Raw genomic sequence first — 22,307 nt, 5'->3', positions numbered from 1 at the left:
ACTAGTCCAACTATAACGGTAGGCGATAGCATCGTGATCGCTGCAGGCAATGGTATTAAAGACACCACGGGTCAAATCGAAATGGCTGGAGTAACCAAAACGATTAGCGGAAACTTCGGAACTGCAGTAGCGCCGCAAGTAACGAGCGTAACGGCTGTAAACGGTGATGGAACGGCAGCAATCGCGAAAGACGATCAAATTGTGCTAGTTTTCGATACGCCAGTAGATCGTAGTGGCTTCAATTCGAACAAGATCAGTGCGTTGAGCGGTGGCTCATTCGGTACAGGAGCATCGTTCACTTGGAGCACGGATAATCTCCAACTGACGATCAAACTAGGCACTAGTCCGACTATAACGGTAGGCGATAGCATCGTGATCGCTGCAGGCAATGGTATTAAAGACACCACGGGTCAAATCGAATTGGCTGGAGTAACCAAAACGATTAGCGGTAACTTCGGAACTGCAGTAGCGCCGCAAGTAACCAGCGTAACGGCAATAAACGGTGATGGAACGGCGGCAATCGCGAAAGACGATCAGATTGTGCTAGTTTTCAATACGCCAGTAGAACATAGTGGCTTCAATTCGAACAAGATCAGTGCGTTGAGCGGTGGGTCATTCGGTACGGGAGCATCGTTCACTTGGAGCATGGATAATCTCCAACTGACGATCAAACTAGGCACTAGTCCAACTATAACGGTAGGCGATAGCATCGTGATCGCTGCAGGCAATGGTATTAAAGACACCACGGGTCAAATTGAATTGGCTGGAGTAACCAAAACGATTAGCGGTAACTTCGGAGCTGCAGTAGCGCCGCAAGTAACCAGCGTAACGGCTGTAAACGGTGATGGAACAGCGGCAATCGCGAAAGACGATCAGATTGTGCTAGTTTTCGATACGCCAGTAGATCGTAGTGGCTTCAATTCGACCAAGATCAGTGCGTTGAGCGGTGGGTCATTCGGTACAGGAGCAGCGTTCACTTGGAGCACAGATAATCTCCAACTGACGATCAAACTAGGCACTAGTCCGACTATAACGATAGGCGATAGCATCGTGATCGCTGCAGGCAATGGTATTAAAGACACCACGGGTCAAATTGAATTGGCTGGAGTAACCAAAACGATTAGCGGAACATTCGGCGAAGCCGTAGCACCAAACTTAAAGCTAATCTATGCGGTCAATTCAAATGGTAATGTTACAACGACAGGCGACCAACTGGTATTCGTATTTGACAGAGCTGTTGATCACAGTCACTTCGATGCGACGAAGATTGTAGTAGATGGCGGCGTTCGAACGCTTGCGACAGTAACCAGTTCTACGTATGCTTGGGATAGCACGAACACCGTATTGACGATAACTTTGGGTTCGTCGGCTACCATCCAAAACGGTGATACACTCTCGTTTGCTGCCGGCCACGGAATTAAGGATGCTACTGGACAAGAGGATTTGACGGCAGTAAGCGAAATGGCATTCCAAGGCAGCTTTGGCACAGCATCAATTCCGTCAGTACTCTCTGCAATTGCTTATGATGCGGATGGAACGACTGGTATCTATGGAGATAAGATCGTTATCATGTTTGACCGTCCAACGAATGAAGCAGTGATTACAACAGAGATGCTGAGAGCTGTTACGGTTACAGGCATTACGTATGGTACGCTAGGTGATTTCGCAACAGCTTTCTGGACAACACCGCAGACTTTAACGATTACGTTAGCCACTTATGGCTCGGTAAGCAGTGCCGTATACGCGAACTTAGCAATCGGTAATTCCTTGGATCTTAGCAGCCTTGGCATTAGAGATGTGACTGGAACAATACCTGCGGCAGACACGAACGCGGTGGTATTAGATGGAACCTTTACTCCGGGTATTCTTCCTCGCTACTTGTATGCGATAGCGATGAATGGTGGGGCTCCAGGCGCAGGTGCAGGAGATACAATTGCACTTATTTTCAACACAGCAACTAATAAGCCTTCAATTGATCCTAGGGATATTAAAGTGAGCAACGGCCACACATTTGGAACTGGTGCAACAGCTGTATGGAGTTCGGACGGAGTGACGTTGACGATCCATGTTACCAATGGCGCTACAATTAAAGTTGGGGATCAAATTGATCTGACTAATCTTGGTATTAAAGATAGAAATAACTTGGCTTGGCTTACTGATCTAGTACAAACGCTAGATGGAACTTTCGGTCAAGCGTTGGCTCCAAGCGTGAATGCGGTGGTTGCTACTGACGCAGGAAACAACGATAGCGCTGGAACGGGAGACAAACTCACGATCACGTTTGCTTCAGATACGAACAGCTCTGCAATAGTTAATGCATTGTCCAATATTCTAGGAACCGGAGCATCGGCAACCTGGACGAATGCCAAAACATTAGTTATTACCTTAGGAAGTAATCCGAATTTGCAAGATAACGGTACGATTACTCTTGACTCCCTAGGTATTATGGATGTAACCGGAACTGCTATGGTGACAGGCACATATCAAATTCAAGGCACATTTGGCCACATCGCGGCGCCAGTCGTTGTTAGCGCGATTGCAGCCAGTTATGACATTGCTCAGTCCGGTGTAACTGTAGGCTCAACAATTACCATTACTTTCGATCAAGCTACGAACAAGTCTGGTACAATGAACAAAGCAGCTATTGACAGCATTGTGGGCTTTGATGGCAAAGTAATAGGTGCTGATTATAACGGGGTTTGGTCAAATGGCGGCAAAGTCTTAACAATTACAGTTGTTAATCCAGCCGGATCCACATTGACAACAAATGGTAATACCAATTTAACAATAAGTGGAATGAAAAACGCTCTTGGGAATTCCGCAGTAACGAATTCAAGTGTTGTGTTGGGCGGAAGCTTCGACGGCAGACAGTATGAGATTGCAGGGGGGGCTCTTGTTCGTTCCTCTAGTGATGGCTTGATCACAGCCAATGTTACAATCAACAAGATAAACGATCATGCAGGCAATGAAGTGATTGTATTTGTGTTAAAGAATGGTAATACTCCTGTTCAAATTACGACAATCACTGCAGATCTAACTCAAAATAGTCAATCTTTCGAACAAAAGTTTTATGGATTACCAGGTCAACTTTCCAACTATTCTGTTACTGTGTTTATCTACGATAGCTTAGATACCAATATAAACACAATTCAGAAGCTTCTTGCGGAAGAAAAAGTTATACAATAAATTTGAACTGGGGAATTTGCGAAATCCTTTCGCGAATTCCCTCTCATATTGCAAGGGAAGGATGAAATCAATTGAAATTTACCCAACGTGTTTTTAGTTTGTTTCTTACCTTGCTCCTGGTGTGCGCATTTACATTAACTTCAGCTGTCTTTGCTGTTGTCAATCTGCAAGCACAAACAGATAAGTCCACCTATGCCCCAGGTGACACAGTGCGAGTAACTGTAACGTCCCCTGTCCAATGGGATATTGTGATGAAAGTTATTGATAGTAATGGAAGCATTTTCTATACAGATGCCAAATCAGCCAAGTCCAATAGCACAGGTAATACAACGTTGACATTCACATTAGGAAGCTGGATAGGGCAATATACGATCGTTGTCGGCGGAAATGGGAATTCGACAAGTTCCATAACTGCTACACCTATGGTGATTAAAGTTGCTACTGTTGGTGGTGGCAGTGGTGGTGGTTTTGGTGGTCCTGGTCCTGTGACTACGAATGACCCAGATCAACTCGTTAAAATCACGAATTCACTTAAATTAATCAATAATTCAAATGCATCAGACAAAGAGATACAAGAAGCGATTAACACCGCTTCTGAACAATTAAATAAGATCTTAACAGAGCTAAGCACGCTTACAGACCCGGATAAATCCAAGCAGGTCCTTCAGTCGATTCTGGAAAATATCACATTGATGGCTTCACTTTCTTCCAAAGTGAGTGCCGTAAATCAATCCATCGCATTGACGGAGAAAATTATACCGTTAGCTGGGTCTGTGAGAAAATTAACGAATGACCAAGGTCTTTCCGATGATTCAAAGCTGATGACGACCGTCATCGATTTGGTGAATTCAGTCAATCAAAAAGCTGGAACCCTAGATTCTACGCAGTTTAAAATGAATACCAGCGGAAAAGAAACCAAGATCGTTGTAGAGGCTGATGCTTTACAGAAACAAATTCAGAGTGCTGACCAAACGACAAACGCATTGTCAAATTTGCTGAATCAAAATCATTTCTCGGATTTGGTAAATAAATTGGAAAAGCAAGTGATTATTAAAGTGTCTAAAGATACAACAGTTGGAGACATTACGAATGTTACGATTCCTTCTTCTAGTTTAAGTGATTTGAAGACGAAGAACGTAAACTTGGTTGTCAACATCGATGGTGTCGTTTTAAAATTTAGCCCTAATTCCTTACCAGTTGTCGATTCCAATAAAGTAAAATCGATCGAAGTCAGAGTAAGTCAACCAACTGATTCTAAATCTTTGCTAGATAAAAAACCGTCATATGCAGATACGATAAATGTTCCTGTGAATGATTTGAATGTATCCTCCACAAAGGATGACAATACCGAAACGCTGCTAAACAATCAGTTTAGTGATAAGATTGTCATCAGTATGTCGTTAAATGGAGTAGATAAGTCAAAAGTAGACGTTAATCAAATTGCACCACAGTATTTTAACCCTACGACAGGAAAATGGGAACTTATTCCAGGCGGCAAATACAATGAAAAAACGAATTCCATTGAATTCAACGTTAGTCACTTTAGTACGTACACTTTGATGCAAATTAATAAATCGTTTGACGATGTACAGGGCCGTTGGTCGGAAACTTACATTTCGCAAGCATTCGCCAAGGGGATTGTAACTGGCCGCAGTGATTCGTTATTTGATCCTACGGCAAACGTAACTCGTGCGGAATTTGCTGTCATGCTGTCTAATACGCTTGGCCTTACTACTAGTTCTTCTATTATGCCATTTAAAGATGTGGCGACAGATGCTTGGTATGCCAATGAAGTTGCATCCGTTTATAAGGCCGGTTTCATTGACGGAGTTACTTCAGAGCAATTTGCGCCGAATGCAAAAATTACCCGTGAACAAATGGCGACAATGATCGGGCGCGCTTTGGAAAAAGTAAAAAATACGAAAACTGTGACTAATGCAGATTCATCAAAAATACTGACTTTGTTTAGTGACAGAAATGAGATTTCAGACTGGGCAACCAATAATATGGCACTTAGTGTACGGGAAGGCTTATTGAGTGGAACCTCTGATACGACTTTATCTCCGTCCCAAGTGGCCTCTCGCGAGCAAGCGGCAAAAGTAATGTTGATATTATTTGAAAAATAGAAGCTGAAACTATAATTAGTACTTGAATTAATCCAGCATAAGGGAAGGCACCTACATCAGGTGCTTTTTTTTTTCTTTTTCTCACAATAAAGGGGGATAAAATGGATAAATTTTGGTTAGTTAATGGGTTGAGAGAAATTTTCTGAATTTATGTAGCTTTAAAGTGTATGATATAATTTACAGAAAATTCAACCATTTAATCGATGGGGGAATATTGTCGAAAATAAAATAATTTTGTTTTAATTTGTCGAATAATATGATAAAGAGAGACATTATAAACTTTTCTGGGATATTATATAGAGATTATGCCATAATTGCACATAAGATTCGGAACTATTACAAAGGTGAAAATTTGATTAATATTCCATAAAAATCGTAAATTTGGTACTTGATACCTAGTCCTTAAGGTAGGCAACACATCGTATATATGTTACACTTTCAATAATGGATTTAGGAGAAATATGGTTGAAAACCTGATTTTTTGTCGAAATTATATCGTTTGTTTACGTGATTGGGGTCTCCTATGATTGATATACATAGTCATATTCTGCCAGATTTAGATGATGGGGCATCTGATCTGGAGCAAGCCGTTCACATGGCAAGGGCAGCCGTGGAACAAGGAATACATACAGTAATTGCTACCCCCCATCATGAAAATGGTAGATTCACGAACGATGCAACCTTAGTTGTAGAGCAAGTGAAATTGTTTCAAGAGGAGCTCAATAACAGGAATATTTCTCTTCATATCCATCCAGGTCAAGAGATTCGCGTATATCGGGGATTAATTGACGATGTTGAAGCTGGGCGCACTACCACATTAGATGGCTCACGCTACTTGCTTATGGAATTCCCATCAGATCGAATACCTGCGGGAATAGATGAAGTCATGCACGAGTTACTGCTACTGGATATCGTGCCAATTATCGCACATCCGGAGCGTAATCGTGAGATTGCCCAGGATCCTACGAAGTTGCTCGAATTAGTGCAGCTAGGTGCCTTGAGTCAAGTGACGGCTCATTCCCTGCTCGGTCACTTCGGTAAGTCCATTGAATCACTCTCGTTTGATTTATGCAGGAACAACTTAGCTCATTTCATTTCCTCTGACGCGCACAACCTAACTAATCGTGGGTTTGCACTGTCCGAAGGTTATGATGCTTTGCGTTCAGAGCTAGGGCAAGCAATTGTGAGTTCTTTTCAAAACAATGCCAACAGGATCATACATAACCTTTCTATTGAGACACAATCGCCTGTTTGGTCGAGACCAAAATGGTTTCAGTTTTGGAAATCCAAATAATGCAAGACAACTAATTTAAAGAGGTGAATTTTAGCATGACGATGAAAAAGAAATTAACTGTTACAACTTTGGCAGCAAGCATCATGTTTGCATCCATTGCTGGACTTCCATTGAGTGAGCAAGGTCTAGCTAATAAACTGGGTATTACGGCAGGGATTGCTTCTGCTGCTACAGTTTCTACAACATCTTATCTGGATCAAGTAAATGCTCTACATACTGAACTTGCGAAAGATGAATCAGGTATTGCAAGTATTCGGACACTTAGAGACTATGTTAAAGAACACCCAGTAACAGATAAAGATCAACAATATGCGCTGACAAAAGAGGTTTGGGATAAAATCAAAATTAAGGCCCCAAGTATTCAATATGACGCTATTTATCAATTAATTAGTGGGCTAGAACTATTTTATGATGAAACCGGTACTTCAATTGAAGCATTGCTTTCAAATGGAGATTACAGGGATGCCATTAGTGAACTGTTCACATCAGTAGGACTTGAAGGTATTGATCATCCAGATGGTCTGAAGAAGAGTGATGTCGAGCTTTTCCAATCTGCGGCAATGACTGCTCTTAATAACAAAACCAGTGAATTATTAATTGCAGCAGCAAGTGCATTTGCATCTGGAAATGCCGATGCCCTTAAGGCAGAAATAAATGAGATTGTTACAACTGATGTTGTAGCTGCAAACAGTGGATTGCTTATTTCTAAATTACTAACTGCTTATGGCATTACGTTAAGTGATCTGAATACTGTCCAGAACCGAATTGCTAACTACATAGACGCAGCATCCAATTCAACGGTTGCTCATGATGCTAGAACGGCTATCGAATCTGCTGGACTACGTTATATTCTTAAAGATAAAATTCAGTACACAAAAGCTGCGGGAAGCACAACTTCATCTGAAAAGCCACTACTTAAAGTAGTATATGGTAGTTTGGAATTCACTTTTCCTTCCGATTCCTTTGAGTGGAGTGCACCAGTTGGCTCAGGTATTCGTTATGACGAAGCTACAAGCGCATTCGTTCTAACTGGAAATACAGATGCAGTTGCAAAAGTAGAAGCTAGAGATTCCAATTTTGGCTTGTTACTCTATATTTCCGATGACAATCATCTTGTTTCGTTGAAGGTACCTACTGGTGGTAATACAGATGGTAATTCTAGTGGTAGTACTGGCGGCGGTCCAGTTACTCCTGATCCAGGAACAGTAGATTTGAACAATCTTGCCAAAGAACTCGAAGGCGCATCCGAAGAAAAGAAACAAGAGATATTCCAAAAAGCTCAAGAAGCAGTGAAAAATGCACTTCAAGAACTAGCGACGTTAGATCTGAGCAAGTCGATTAAGGTTGAAGGCGACACAGCTAAACCGACTCTTAATGTAACTGAGCTTGCGGACAAGGTGAAAGAAATTGGTGCGAAAGCCAAAGTTTTAAATGATCAATTGAAACAATTGAATCCGAATGCAACAGTTGAGAAGATTCAACTTAAGCTTGATTTCGGTTCAATCACTGCCAAAACAACGGAAATTCCGTTAGGTAAAGCTTTGCTGGATGCAGCTATTGCGAATGGTGTAAATACAGTAGCCATTTCCATGAATGGCCTTTCATTAGGCGTAAGCCCAACTGAGTTCGGAGCAGATACTTCACTTAAAGTGACGAATCAAGATTCCAAAGTAGCAACAAGTGCAACACAATTGCCTGTAGCAGCTGGGGTATATGAATTTGAATTTACAGCTGGTGGCACACATATCAGTAACTTCAATACACCTGTTGAAGTAACGATTCCAGTTCCTAACGGCAGCAAATTCGATACAGAGTTGTTATCCTTAGCCAAAATCGTAGATGGCAAATTAGAATTCTACGGCGGCAGCTATGAGAATGGCGTTCTGAATGCACTGCGTACAGGATTCTCTACGTATACAGTAGTCGAGAATAAAGTTGAATTCGGCGACACAGCTTCGGTTAAGGCGTGGGCTGGCAGACAAATTCAAGTTGCTGCATCCAAAGGTATTCTAGAAGGTCGTGCAGATCAATCTTTCGTACCGAACGGTCAAGTAACACGTGCTGAATTCGCGAAAATGATCGTAAAAACGTTCTCTTTGGAAAGTGCAACTGCAACAGAGAACTTTACCGATGTGAATGATTCGGATTGGTTCAAAGTCTACGTGGCTTCCGCTGTTAAGAATGGCATTGTGAATGGTAAAGAAGCAGGGAAGTTTGATCCGAATGGCAATATCACACGTGCTGAAATGGCAGTCATGTCATCCAGAGCGCTTGCACTTAAAGGGATTTCCTTGAGCCCGGCTAAGGTAGACGAAGCACTTAAAGGATTCACAGATGTGAATGCAATTAACGCATCTTTGAAATCTGGCGTTGCGCTTGCTGCAAGTGAAGGTATTGTCATTGGCGAGGAAGGCAATGTATTTAATCCCAATGCTAACTCTACTCGTGCTCAAGCCGCGGTTGTTATCTATCGATTGTTGAACAAATAGAAACCGTATATTTCAGGAGGAATCCTCATCTCTATCAGATAGAGGGGGATTCCTTATCTTTTCTAATAAAAATATGATGAGACCAACAGCCAAGGCGAGACATGACATCATGTAGACGGAGGGAATGGCATGGAACTGGATTTAAAAGATTACTTGAAGATTATCAAGAAAAGGGTGTGGATGATACTTTCAATTGTGGTTCTGGCAACAGTAGCAACGGGGATTATCAGCTATTTCTTTATGCAACCTATCTATCAGGCTTCAACCAAGTTAATTGTCAATAAATCAAATGATCAAGTAGGTCTATCTCAAGTTGACATCAACACAGTCAATTTAAATATCAGACTCATCGACACTTATAAAGAAATTATTCGTACGCCAAGAATTATGGATAAAGTCGTTGCCGAATACCCACATTTGAAAATGACTGCTGAGCAGCTCGTGAATACGGTCAAAGTGAGCTCAGTTAACAATACACAAGTTATGACACTAATTGTACAGGATCCTTCGTACGCTCGAGCAGCGAGTATTGCCAATGCCGTGTCGATCGTATTCCAAGATGAAATCCCTAAGATTATGAAAGTTGATAATATTTCCTTGCTGAATGAGGCCAAAGATATTGAAAATCCTGTGCCTGTGAAGCCGAATAAAAAGTTAAATGTAGCTATTGCCTTCGTAGTGTCATTAATGATTGCGCTAGGAATTGCCTTCCTATTGGAATACTTGAACGATCAATTGACGACAGAGGAAGAGGTTGAACAATTCCTCGGCTTGCCAACCCTAGCCATGATTACCAAGATGAGACCAGAAGATTTCCAAAATCATCATAGCAAACAAACTAACGAACAAGTAGTGGGAGGACGATCGGATGTCAAACTCAACCAATAAAAGGCCCATTATTACGCATCAGAATCCCAAATCCCCTATTTCTGAAGCATACAGAGCCCTTCGTACGAACATCCAATTCTCATCTATCGATGAGGAGCTAAGGGTCATCATGGTAACATCTGCTGGTCCCGGTGAAGGGAAATCAACCACACTAATTAATTTAGCTGTAGCCTATGCGCAGACAGATAAGAAAGTATTGATCATCGATGGTGATCTCAGAAAACCAACCATGCATCATACCTTACATGTATCCAATCGATGGGGACTTACCAACCTGTTAACGAATCAATTAACCATTCGCGAAGTAGTTCAAGACACGTTTATTCCTAACTTACAGATTATTACTTCTGGGCCAATTCCACCTAATCCATCCGAGATCCTTGCTTCTAAGAAGATGGTAAGCACGATCGATGAGTTGAAACAGCGCTATGATATCATACTGATCGATGCTCCACCTGCGATTGCTGTAACAGATTCACAGATCATTGCTTCTCGTACGGATGGCGTAATCTTGGTTGTTAATTCGGATCGAACGAAGAGAGAAGCTGTACTCAAAGCGAAGCAAAACCTAGATAATGTGCGAGCAAGAATTCTTGGCGTTGTGCTGAACAATGTGGATCGTAAAAACAAGGATGCTTACTATTACTATTATTATGGAGAAAGTCAATAAGATTATTTACGAGTGAGGGATTTCCGTGAAGTTAGGCAGCAAAAAGACAATACTCGTTTTGCTCGATATGGTTCTGATATGGATAAGCGTTTTGATTGCCTATTTGTTAAGGTTTGAATTGCATATTCCTGCTGCCTATATGAGACAGTGGATGGAATACTCAGCGATATCCATGGTTGTTGGATCAGCTTGTTTAGTCTACTTCAAAATGTATAGACGCGTATGGGAATATGCGAGTATAGGCGAAGTCATATCAATTTTCAAAGCAGTCGTAGCTACCTGTACACTGTCTTATTTCATTATGATTTTGTTACATGAGCCCAAGGTTCCCTTCGCTGTCTACGTCCGAGTTATGGAGAATATGATCCTCATTATTGGGGCAAGCCGATTTGTTTGGAGAGTAGTTAGAGATAAATATAATAAGAAACAATCCAACCAACGGAAAGCTCTGATTATTGGGGCAGGAGACTGTGGGATCTTAATTGCGAAGGAATTGAAATATAATTCAAATTCTCCCGTATACCCTGTTGCTTTCGTTGATGATGATCCTTCTAAGTATAAGCACATCATTATGGGGGTCCCTGTCTTAGGCGACCGCACTGAGATTATTCGAATTGTAGAAACCAATGCTATTGACGAAATTATTATTGCAATGCCATCAGTTTCCAAGCTAGAAGTATCCGAAATTATTACGATATGCAAACATACGAAAGCCAAAATGAAGATTATTCCTAGGATTAATGATTTGATTGAAGGCAAAGTCACAATAAATGCAATTCGCGATGTGCAAGTAGAAGATCTACTTGGCCGTGACCCAATTAACATTGATCTAGATGGCATTGCTAATTATGTACAAGGTAAAGTCGTTCTAATCACAGGTGCCGGCGGCTCCATCGGTTCCGAGTTGTGTAGACAAATTGCACCTTTTCATCCGAAAAAGTTAATTCTGTTAGGCCATGGTGAGAACAGTATTTATGTCATCGAGAAAGAAATACATAGACTTTTTCCAACATTACACATAGAACCAGTGATCGCAGATGTTCAGGATTTGGAACGGATGAAGGAAGTTTTTCAAGCTTTTCAGCCAAAGGTTATTTTCCATGCAGCTGCTCATAAACACGTTCCCCTCATGGAACGCAATCCAGCAGAAGCTATTAAGAATAACGTATTCGGCACCCGAAATGTTGCAGAATGTGCCCATCAATTTAATGCTGAGAGATTCGTTCTCATTTCTACAGATAAGGCTGTTAATCCAACAAGTATCATGGGAGCTACCAAACGGATTGCCGAACAAATTATTCAAAGCATGGACCTTGTAAGTCAAACAAAATTTGTGGCCGTGCGCTTTGGCAATGTACTAGGTAGTCGCGGTAGTGTGATCCCGCATTTCAAAGAACAGATCGCCTTAGGCGGACCTGTCACCGTCACGCACCCAGAAATGGTGCGCTATTTCATGACCATTCCTGAAGCAGTTCAGCTTGTTATCCAAGCAGGCGCATTCGCGAAAGGCGGAGAAATCTTCGTCCTAGATATGGGTGAACCGGTCAAAATCGTTGATCTAGCTACCGACCTCATTCGTCTATCGGGCTTCGAACCAGGAATCGACATGGAGATTCAATTCTCTGGCATCCGTCCTGGGGAGAAACTATATGAAGAACTGCTTTTAAGTGAAGAAGGGCTTGGGAATACCACGCACGATCGGATCTTCGTGGGAAGTCCTTTGAAGATTAGTCAAAGTGATCTAGCTTTGAAGATTGTAAGATTAGAAAAAGTAATTGCTGATAAACATGGAACCGTCTATGAGGCTGTGAAGCATTTGGTGCCGAGTTTTAGTAATGTGGGTTAGAGGGATATTGCTAGTAAGTTTGATATTACGAAATACGTTTAGCTAATGAGGGGGAAAATATGATAAACACTGATATGATTAATATTAACATGAGAAATATACCTTTCTCTCCTCCAGATATAACGGATGCTGAAATCGAAGAAGTAATAAAAGTAATGAAGTCTGGCTGGATTACGACTGGGCCAAGAACTAAATTATTTGAGATGAAGATAGCAGAATATGTTGGTACAAATAAAGCTGTATGTTTAAATTCAGCAACAGCTGCAATGGAACTTACACTACGTATTCTAGGGATTGGTGTTGGAGACGAGGTTATTACTTCAGCGTACACTTATACTGCAACTGCTTCAATTATTGATCATGTTGGTGCCAAAATTGTCTTGGTAGATACTGCAGTGGATTCCTTTGAGATGGATTATGACAAACTAGCAGATGCAATTACTGAAAAAACGAAAGCGATCATTCCTATTGATTTAGCAGGGAAAATGTGCGATTACGAAACAATATACAAAGTAATAGAAAGCAAAAAAGAGCTATTTAAAGCAAATAATGAACTTCAAAAGCTGTTTGATAGAGTAATAGTTATGACTGATGGTGCACATGCTTTTGGAGCTGAAGCAAATGGAATGAAATGCGGAAAAGTTGCAGATTTTACTTGTTTCTCTTTTCACGCGGTAAAAAACCTGACAACAGCTGAAGGTGGTGCAGTTGTTTGGCGAGATAGAATTGGTTTAGATGATGAATGGTTATATAAGCAATATATGCTTTATAGTCTTCATGGACAATCTAAAGATGCTCTGGCAAAAACACAAAAGGGCTCCTGGGAGTATGATATTATTTATCCCGCTTATAAGTGCAATATGACCGACATTATGGCGGGGTTTGGGTTAATTCAGTTAAATAGATATGATGACTTAATGAGTAAGCGAAAAGAAATTATTGAAATGTATGATAGTGCGCTTCTACCATTGGGGGTTCAAACTTTAGTTCATTACAGTGAAAATTTCTCCTCTTCTGGGCATCTTTATATAACTAGGATACCTGGTATAGGAGTAGTTGATCGAAATGAGATTATTGTTAGGATGGCCGAGGCTGGGATTGTTTGCAATGTTCATTATAAGCCATTACCCATGTTTACAGCATACCAGAATTTAGGCTTTGATATAAAAGATTATCCAAATGCCTTTAGTATGTATGAAAATGAAATTACATTACCACTTCATACATTATTAAGTAATGATGATGTAGAGTATGTGACTACTACTTTTAAAAATTTGCTAATTGAATTTCAAGTGAGGTAACACGATGTATAGGATTGTATTCAAAAGGATAATTGATATTTTGCTCGCAATACTTACGTTACCGTTTTTAATTATTATCTTGTGTATAGTCGGGCCAATAATATATTTGGAAGATAAAGGACCTATATATTACAATGCCCCACGTCTTGGTAAAAATGGCAGGGTATTTATGATGTATAAATTGCGATCTATGAAAATGAATGCCGCTGACCTACGCAATGCTGATGGATCGACCTTTAATGCTGAGAATGATCCTAGATTAACTAAAATAGGGAAGTTCATACGTAAGTCGAGCTTGGATGAATCACCACAATTGTTAAATATAATCAATGGCGATATGAGTATCATTGGACCAAGACCTGACTTGCCAGAACACGAAGCCCTATATGAGGGAAATGAAAAACGAAAGTTAGAAGTCAGACCAGGTGTTACTGGTTTCAATCAAGCTTATTATAGGAATACGATTCCTTGGAAAGAGCGAATTCAAAATGATATTTATTATGTAGACCATATATCTTTTTGGCTTGATATTAAAATTTTCTTAAAAACAGCGGTATCTGTAATAAAACGTGAAGATGTTTTTGTAACAGAGAATAGTGCAAAAAAGGTAGATAATAGTGGTATTGGCCTGTAAGAAGTGGGGGTTCCAATAGTGGGAAATGCAGTAACATTTTATGATTTAGCTTGGGATACAGATTTCTTTGGAATTACTAGTGCAAAAGCCATCTTACATAAGCCGCTTACAATGAACGAATGGAAATTACTAAAAAATAGGTTTAGTGAATATCAATTTGTTTCTATAGAGAATAGAAATTCTGAGCCAGTGAATACACAACTAATTGGAAGTGATACCTCAGCATACCTAGTAGATGTGAATATACAATTTGTGAAGACATTGGAAGTGCCAGATAGAGTATCATCGAATATTGTAGTACATCAAGCTCTAGATCATAATGATCAAATTCTCGAGCTGGCGGATTTTCAATTTTCAAAGTTTACTGAGGATAGTGAGTTGGCCAACCGGAACGGTGATCAAGTGTATCTCCAATGGTTAATAAATTCTTTTGGTAAATCAGAGAAGTTTTTTGCAATATCAAAGAATGAGAATGGTCTAGTAAACGGATTTTTATTGCATTCGTATTTTGAAAATAGTTGTGTGGTAGAGCTTATTGCTGTTTCTAAGGTTAGTTCTAAGAGTGGGATAGGAACAGAATTGTTTAAGGCGGTTGAAGAATTTTCATGCCAGCGCGGAATAAAAGAAATAAAAGTTGGTACTCAGGTTCGAAATATGGCAGCAATAAACTTTTATCATAAGGTAGGATGTAAGCAAATTGGTTGTCACCAAGTATATCACTTGTGGAATAATGGAATGTGATTTAGTCTAGGGTTTTAGACGAAATAAGTACGTATTGTCTAAATAGTTAGCAGGTAAATTTTTTTGGTCCGGGAAAATGGTATTGTGTCTGTAATTAAACTTATAGCATTATTCACACAGAGACAAATAGAGGCATTGGCACTGGTTTTTTCAAAGTATTAGAATATGTAGCATTTCACAATAATATAAAGGAAATTAAAGTTGGTATATGAGTGTGAATTTGGCTGAATTTATTTTTATGATAGAGTTAGTTGAAAGCAAGCAGGGTTTCATCAAAAATTGATGTAAATAGTTAGTTAGGGGGAAAAATGAAGAAAATTCTTATTGTTTCATCGGTAAGCAGACAGTTTTATTTGTTTGAACAAGGGAATATAGAAGTTCTGAAATCGTTAGGATATGAGATCCATGCTGCTGCGAATTTTAATGATGTAAACGAGAGGTTGGATACTTTAGATATTATTAGGCATCATTTTGATATTGAGCGATCACCATTTTCATTTAAAAATTCTAAAGCATACTACCAACTTAAACATATTATGAAATCTGAGAAATTTGATGCAATACACTGCCATTCCCCAATAGGGGGAGTATTGGCACGATTAGCAGCGAAGGCTGTAGGAAATTGTCCTGTTATATATACTGCTCATGGGTTTCATTTTTATAAAGGGGCGCGTTTTATCAACTGGGCAATATATTACCCTGTAGAGAGATTGTTGGCAAGGTATACAGATCATCTTATTACAATTAACAAGGAAGATTTCAAAAAAGCTAATGAATTTAAAGCTGGACAAATACACTACGTTCCAGGAATTGGTGTGGACACGGATGCTTTTAATAATACTGCACTCAATCGCGAGATGAAGCGTATGGAATTAGGGATATCAGATGATACATTTGTATTACTTTCAATAGGTGAACTTATTAAACGGAAAAATCTTGAGACCTTAATTAGGGCAATAGTGAAACTAGAAAACCAAAATTTTGTGCTTTTAATTTGTGGTAGAGGAGTATTGGAGAGCTTCTTAAAGGAACTTACTGTTTCCTTAGAAATTCAAGAGAAAGTCAGATTTCTAGGTTTTAGAAACGACATCAAGGAAATCTGTATCGCTTCTGACGTATTTGTATTCCCTTCTTATCAAGAAGGATTACCTGTTTCTGTTATGGAAGCAATGTCAGCAGGCTTACCAGTTATTGCATCTGAAATAAGAGGGAATACAGATTTAATAAAAAATGGTGTTGGAGGATACCTTTTAAGTCCTGATGATATAAATGGATTTTCAGAATCGATTCAAGTGCTTTTAGAGGACGCTAAGTTGCGTAAGGACATGAGTGTGAAGAATAAAGATGAAGTGAAAAGGTATGATTCAAGTATAATAAAAAATAAAATGAGAGAAATATATAGTTCACTTTAATTACAATTTATCAGTAGAAAAGAGTGTCTATGAATGAGGGTTATATTTGTACGTTCTAATCCTGTCGATCCGGATTCTAGGGTGGAAAAGGAAGTGAATAGTCTTATTAAAGCAGGGCATGAAGTTGAAATTCTCGCATGGGATCGAAGCGGAAAATATAAACATATAGAGTCTCATTTAAAATTAGACATTGGTTATGTGAAGATTCATCGTTTAGGAATACCTGCCACTTATGGTGGTGGTATTCGAAAAAACTTATTACCATTGCTAAAATTTCAAAATAGGGTGTTTAATTGGTTATTAAGAAACAAACATCGGTATGATGTTATCCATGCCTGTGATTTTGATACTGCTTTTATATCAAATATAGTTGCAAAGATATTGAAGAAAAAATTGGTTTATGATATTTTCGATTATTATGTAGATGCATTTGGAGTACCTCTCAAACTTAAAAAGTATATTGTTTATCAAGACCATGCCATTATAAATACAGCGGATGCTGTCATTATATGTTCAGATAAAAGGCGCGAACAAATTAAAGGTACGAGTCCAAAACGATTAACCGTAATACATAATACACCGGCTAGTATGGAAGCGGGTTTTCAAGCTCTGAATTTGAATCCCAATATAACAAAAATAGTTTATGTTGGGATTCTTGGAGATGGAAGATTTATACGTGAAATTGTGGAATTTGTAAAGAAAAATCCTTTGTACGAGTTTCATGTTGGGGGTTTCGGGGAGTATGAAAATTATTTAGAAAAAGCTGCATTGGAAAGTAACAATATTATTTTTTATGGCAAGCTTCCATACCATAAAACATTAGAATTAGAAAGTAGTTGTGATCTAATGACTGCGATTTATGATCCGAGTGTACCAAATCATTATTATTCAGCACCTAATAAATTCTACGAAGCATTAATGTTAGGAAAGCCGCTTATTATGGTGAAGAACACAGGGATGGATGATACTATTATAACTAATGGTTTCGGTGAAGTAATTGATTACAACCGAGAGAGTTTAGAGAAGGCTATTAAGAAGTTAGTTGAACGGAAAGAGGAATGGAGTAAAATATCGTCTAAAATGAAGAATTTATACAGGGATAAATATAGTTGGGATGAGATGGAAGTGAGATTAATAGATCTTTACAGTAATTTATAAAGAAAGTTTGTTGGAATTCGTATGTATTACGCTTTAAGGTAAAGGAAGGTGATAAATAGGTGAAAATTTTATATGTGGTTTCCAGACCTTTAGAGATTAATACTTCTTCTTCGATAAGAAACCGTGCGACAATTGAAGGATTATTAAAAATAGGACATGAAGTAGATCTTATTACGACCGAATTTGATAAAAATCATTCGAATTATGATCAGAGTTTATCATATAGTAACTTAAATGTAAGCTATCTTAAGTTGGGCGGTATACAAGATATTGTAAAACTCAGTAGGAAATTTAAAGTAATACAACCTTTAAAAAAACTAGCCTACAATTTAATAAAATACTTTGAAATTTATGACAATCTTAAAGGTGTAGTAGACTATGTAACAAAGGATAAAATTGATATAACGGATAATAAATACGATTTAATTATCTCTTCTTCTGATCCTAAATCATCGCATCTTTTTGTTAGAAAAATGTTTGAAAGAAGACTAGTAAGTAAAACACCATGGATTCAAATTTGGGGAGATCCATTTTTGTCGGATATAACCAGAAGCAATAAATTATTGAATTCAAAAATCAAAAAAGAAGAGAAAAAACTCTTTGAGTATGCAAATAAAATAATCTACGTATCAAAATTGACATTGAACGAACAGAAAATGATATACCCAAACTATGCTATAAAAATGGATTATGTACCGATTCCGTATGTGAAGGAAGAGATATATCCTAATAGGGATAGTTTTAAAGAAAATTTAACATTTTTATACAGTGGTGATTATTCATCAAAAATAAGAGATATCCAACCTCTTTATGATGCAATAAATAATTCTAGACACTCCTTAATTATATGTGGATTAAGCGATATTAATATTGAGAGTACAGATCGAATCAAAGTTTACCCAAGAGTATCTTTCGAGAAAACAAAAGAATTTGAAAAAAAATGCGATGTACTCGTTCATCTAAGTAATATTGAGGGCACACAAATCCCAGGTAAAATTTATCAATATTCAGGTACTAATAAGCTAATTTTATTTATACTTGATGGACAAAAAGAGACACTGTTGAAAACATTTAATAATTATAATCGCTATGTGTTTGCTGATAATAATAAAAATGAAATCTTCGAAAAAATTACACGGATTGAAAATAAAGAATTTGAAAACACAAAATTTATAGTGGAAGATTTTTGCTCTGAGAATATTGTAAGTAAAATTATTAACATAAACGCAAAAGTAATTGTTAAAACTGGAGTGTAATAAATGGCAACTTGGTTAGTAGTATCTTTGTACAGTTTATTGTTGATAATAGCGATTTATAATTTGCTCACTGAGTATAAGCATAAGAGAATCCTGAATGCTTTCATATTTTTTCAGGCAGCATTTATATTGTATTATATCTTTATTCCAATTTTTATACACATCTACATAGACATGAATGCAACCGGTTTAGTGGGGTTCGTACTACGGATCAGTTTAAGTGACTCCCATGACATATTTTATGCATTTTCTTATACTGTAATTTCTTATTCAGTGTTTATGTTTGTTTATCGTATAAGGTTTACTTCTAAAATAAAACTAAGTAATAAGATTACAGAGTTTTCTAAAACCGAGAACAGAGAAAAAAGATTTTTGAATCTAAATGTAAACGAAGAAAAAAACGTGTATAAGTTTGCAGTTTTCGCGGGTGTTTCTTCATTAAGTATCGGTGTTTTTGCTGAGTTACTTATTGCTAATAGTCTTGGGGGTATCTTGAATGCATTGGCAATGGGAGATCAGTTAAGAGCATACGGAAGTGATAATTCACTCTTAATACCTCAAAATAGACTCTTCGCTATAGTTTTAATGGTTAGTTCACTTGCTTCTACTTATTTCTTAGTTTATGCATTAAGAATTAAACGAAGCTTTCTTATTATCCTTTTCCTTTTATTATCAATTTTAGCAAGTATGTTTCTTCTTCTTATTAGCGCAGGTAGGTTAGGAGTATTACTGTTTGGCTTAACATTTTTTATAGATTATGCCTTTAGAAAATCTAAACATCCGTTTTTTTATATGTGTGTGTATTCTATTCTAGGTTTTATTTTGCTTAAACATCTTGATAATCTTTTTTTCTATTTAAGTTATGGATATATTAAAGAAAGTTCGTCTGATTTTGGCTCATTTATAAATGAATTTGCTTTTCCATATCTAAATTTATTAAATGTACATCATATTAATGATGCCTTTGGATTTAGAATGGGAGTGGATTATTTTACTTGGATTATCAATATCATCCCAACTTCTATTTTAAGTATTTTCGGTCTAACGAAAGTTACATCAGGTTATTACTTTATAACACAATATTATTCTGGAACTGATATACAAGGTGGGATTCCAACCGATTTAATAACCTTGGGAATTAGGCAATTTGGATTTATTGGTATACTAATAATTTTTGTTATTGTAGCTATCTTGTGTAAAAAAATGGATGTAATAATAGGGGAATTACATTCAAATAAGTTTTATTTTATTACTTTAAGAATTGCTCTAATTTTGTTTATCTTAGTTCCATATGCTGATTTAGATTCTTTCTTCCGCAATAGATATGACATGATTATGGTACTACTGTTTGCTATTATAGTAAATTTAATTAGATTTAAGAATAAGAGACATATCAATGATGGAACTTGTTGATGGGGGATATAGTAAGAGAATGAGACTGTTTATACATCGAATATTTATTTTACTTTCAAAATTGATGATGCCTTTATTCTTTAATAATGAATTTCTTAAAGGACGCTGGTTTGATAACAATATTGAAGGTTGGAAATGGTGCTGGAGAAGTTTATTATTTCAAAAGTTGCTAGGTAAAAATAGACATGTTCCATACCCAGTATCACATAATAACATAATCGGAAAAACTGATAACATTTTTTTTAATGTAAATGATATAAATAACTTTCAACACATGGGCTGCTATTTTCAGAATTGGAGTGGCGGAAGAATTGTAATTGGAGAAGGTACATATATTGCGCCAAACGTTGGGTTAATTACTGAAAATCATAATGCATATGATTTAGATGCACATGACGAACCTAAAGACATTATTATCGGTAAAAATTGTTGGATAGGAATGAATGCAGTAATTCTACCTGGAGTAATTTTAGGTGATCGTACCATTATTGGTGCAGGTGCAGTTGTTACTAAAAGTTTTAAAGAAGGTTACTGCATAATTGGTGGTGTTCCTGCAAAAAAAATAAAAGACTTAGAAAAGGAACTGCTATCAAATGCAAATAAAACTGAAAAAGGCGCTTCTAGACTCGCAATATTTTAAATATATTTATCAATTAGCAATAGGGTCTTTTCTTGCTCAAATCATAACAGTTATTGTAGCACCTTTGATGACAAGACTATATGCGCCTGAAGAGATAGGTATATACACTTTAATATTGACTGTAGTAACAATTTTTGGGCCAGTCTTGTGTGGGAAATATGATCAGGCAATTGTAGCTGCAGAAGATGAAAAAGAAGTCGTGCAATTAATTGTTGGAAGTATTTTTTTTTCCTTTACATTTTTAGTATTAATTACAATAGGTTTTAAGATTTATTTATCAAATAATTTACAGATAACAGATGAAGTTGGAGGATTTGCTTATTTAGTAATTGGTGTATTATTTCTTACAGTGTTTGTTAATATCTTAACAGCCTATAACAATAGGTATAAAGAGTTTAAAATTATTTCTTCTGTAACAGTAACTAGAACATTGGCTCAAAATGTTGGGGTATTGGTCTTTGGGCTTCTGAAATTTGGATCAATAGGGTTATTATTATCTCAATTACTAGGAATGTTAGTTGGGTTTAAAAGACAAGGAAAACATTTATATAGGAATAGAATTCAACTAAAGGAAGTTAATTTTACAGGAATAAAAAATTCATTAATTAAATATAAAGATTTACCAAAATTCTCTATGCCTGCACATTTTATTAATACTGCAGCATACTCAATCTTAAATTTCTTTATTATTGATCTTTTTGGACTTGTAATTTTTGGATTCTACGCGATTTCCTACAGGATTTTAGGGCTACCTTTAAATTTGATTAGTATGAATGTATCTAAAGTGTTCTTTCAAAGAGCATTTGAAGAAAATAAATTGTTAGGTAATTATAGGAGTTCGTTAAAGATAATAAGCCTTTTTCTTTTGTGTTTATCAATACCTATGGTAATACTATTATTTATAATGGGGCCTTTTGTATTCAGACTAGTTTTCGGGGGGAGCTGGAATGAGGCGGGTGTTTATGTTCAAATACTCTCACCGATGTATGGTCTAAGGTTTATTGTTTCAGCATTAGCACCAGCGTTGATTATCTCAGGGAAACAAAAAGCGGAATTTTATATATCTAATCTATTTATTGTAGCATCGGTTGTTTCTTATATGATTTGCAAATTAATGGGATGTGATATATATACGTTCCTAACTATTATAACTGCGACTTATTCATTAATTTATATAATTTTCTATTTATATATTTATAAATTAAGCAAGGGTATTTCAGTTAAAGCTATAAGGGAATAGAGGGGTTTAATTA

At 37.3% G+C, this 22,307-nt stretch carries 16 protein-coding genes; all 16 read left to right on the top strand.

Annotated features, from left to right (window positions below):
- Window positions 1–3,186 (top strand): beta strand repeat-containing protein (locus tag GC096_RS10950; RefSeq protein WP_171630263.1); only part of this gene is annotated, 3,186 nt, incomplete at its 5' end.
- A 71-nt stretch (window positions 3,187–3,257) separates the two neighbouring features.
- Entirely contained in the window at window positions 3,258–5,312 is a 2,055-nt protein-coding gene (locus GC096_RS10945) for an S-layer homology domain-containing protein (RefSeq protein ID WP_171630262.1), read from the top strand.
- Window positions 5,313–5,835: 523 nt separating this feature from the next.
- Window positions 5,836–6,606 (top strand): tyrosine-protein phosphatase, encoded by a 771-nt coding sequence (locus GC096_RS10940; RefSeq protein ID WP_171630261.1) that lies wholly within the window; start codon window positions 5,836–5,838, stop codon window positions 6,604–6,606.
- A 35-nt stretch (window positions 6,607–6,641) separates the two neighbouring features.
- Window positions 6,642–9,095, top strand: coding sequence for an S-layer homology domain-containing protein (locus tag GC096_RS10935; protein WP_171630260.1), 2,454 nt, complete (start codon window positions 6,642–6,644; stop codon window positions 9,093–9,095).
- 129 nt (window positions 9,096–9,224) lie between these two features.
- Complete coding sequence (locus GC096_RS10930) at window positions 9,225–9,983, top strand: YveK family protein (protein ID WP_171630259.1); 759 nt, start codon at window positions 9,225–9,227, stop codon at window positions 9,981–9,983.
- Window positions 9,964–10,653 (top strand): CpsD/CapB family tyrosine-protein kinase, encoded by a 690-nt coding sequence (locus tag GC096_RS10925; protein ID WP_171630258.1) that lies wholly within the window; start codon window positions 9,964–9,966, stop codon window positions 10,651–10,653. Before GC096_RS10930 ends, GC096_RS10925 begins: the two co-directional genes overlap by 20 nt.
- 25 nt (window positions 10,654–10,678) lie before the next feature.
- The gene (locus GC096_RS10920; RefSeq protein WP_376769490.1) at window positions 10,679–12,499 is read left to right on the top strand and encodes a polysaccharide biosynthesis protein; all 1,821 of its coding nucleotides are present in this window, start codon (window positions 10,679–10,681) and stop codon (window positions 12,497–12,499) included.
- A gap of 74 nt (window positions 12,500–12,573) precedes the next feature.
- Window positions 12,574–13,800: a DegT/DnrJ/EryC1/StrS family aminotransferase gene (locus tag GC096_RS10915; RefSeq protein WP_171630269.1), complete on the top strand. Its 1,227-nt coding sequence runs from the start codon at window positions 12,574–12,576 to the stop codon at window positions 13,798–13,800.
- A gap of 4 nt (window positions 13,801–13,804) precedes the next feature.
- On the top strand, window positions 13,805–14,434 hold the full coding sequence (locus tag GC096_RS10910) for a sugar transferase (protein ID WP_171630257.1): 630 nt from the start codon (window positions 13,805–13,807) through the stop codon (window positions 14,432–14,434).
- An 18-nt stretch (window positions 14,435–14,452) separates the two neighbouring features.
- On the top strand, window positions 14,453–15,175 hold the full coding sequence (locus tag GC096_RS10905; protein WP_312886241.1) for a GNAT family N-acetyltransferase: 723 nt from the start codon (window positions 14,453–14,455) through the stop codon (window positions 15,173–15,175).
- A 308-nt stretch (window positions 15,176–15,483) separates the two neighbouring features.
- Window positions 15,484–16,587 (top strand): glycosyltransferase family 4 protein, encoded by a 1,104-nt coding sequence (locus GC096_RS10900; protein WP_171630256.1) that lies wholly within the window; start codon window positions 15,484–15,486, stop codon window positions 16,585–16,587.
- A 33-nt stretch (window positions 16,588–16,620) separates the two neighbouring features.
- Complete coding sequence (locus GC096_RS10895) at window positions 16,621–17,745, top strand: glycosyltransferase family 4 protein (RefSeq protein ID WP_171630255.1); 1,125 nt, start codon at window positions 16,621–16,623, stop codon at window positions 17,743–17,745.
- Between the two features lie 59 nt (window positions 17,746–17,804).
- Complete coding sequence (locus GC096_RS10890) at window positions 17,805–19,001, top strand: glycosyltransferase family protein (RefSeq protein ID WP_171630254.1); 1,197 nt, start codon at window positions 17,805–17,807, stop codon at window positions 18,999–19,001.
- 3 nt (window positions 19,002–19,004) lie between these two features.
- A complete protein-coding gene (locus tag GC096_RS10885) occupies window positions 19,005–20,414 on the top strand; it encodes an O-antigen polymerase (protein WP_171630253.1) in 1,410 nt (469 codons plus the stop codon).
- Complete coding sequence (locus GC096_RS10880; RefSeq protein WP_246302691.1) at window positions 20,398–21,054, top strand: acyltransferase; 657 nt, start codon at window positions 20,398–20,400, stop codon at window positions 21,052–21,054. The genes GC096_RS10885 and GC096_RS10880 overlap by 17 nt, the downstream gene beginning before the upstream one ends.
- Window positions 21,008–22,294 carry a lipopolysaccharide biosynthesis protein gene (locus tag GC096_RS10875; RefSeq protein ID WP_171630252.1) on the top strand — a complete coding sequence of 429 codons (1,287 nt, stop codon included), beginning with the start codon at window positions 21,008–21,010 and terminating at the stop codon, window positions 22,292–22,294. Before GC096_RS10880 ends, GC096_RS10875 begins: the two co-directional genes overlap by 47 nt.
- The last annotated feature ends 13 nt before the right edge of the window (window positions 22,295–22,307 follow it).

The organism is Paenibacillus plantarum (genome assembly GCF_013141695.1).
GTDB classification, from domain to species: domain Bacteria; phylum Bacillota; class Bacilli; order Paenibacillales; family NBRC-103111; genus Paenibacillus_E; species Paenibacillus_E plantarum.
The sequence above is the reverse complement of the archived record's forward strand: the minus strand, read 5'-3'. Positions and strand labels throughout refer to the sequence as shown.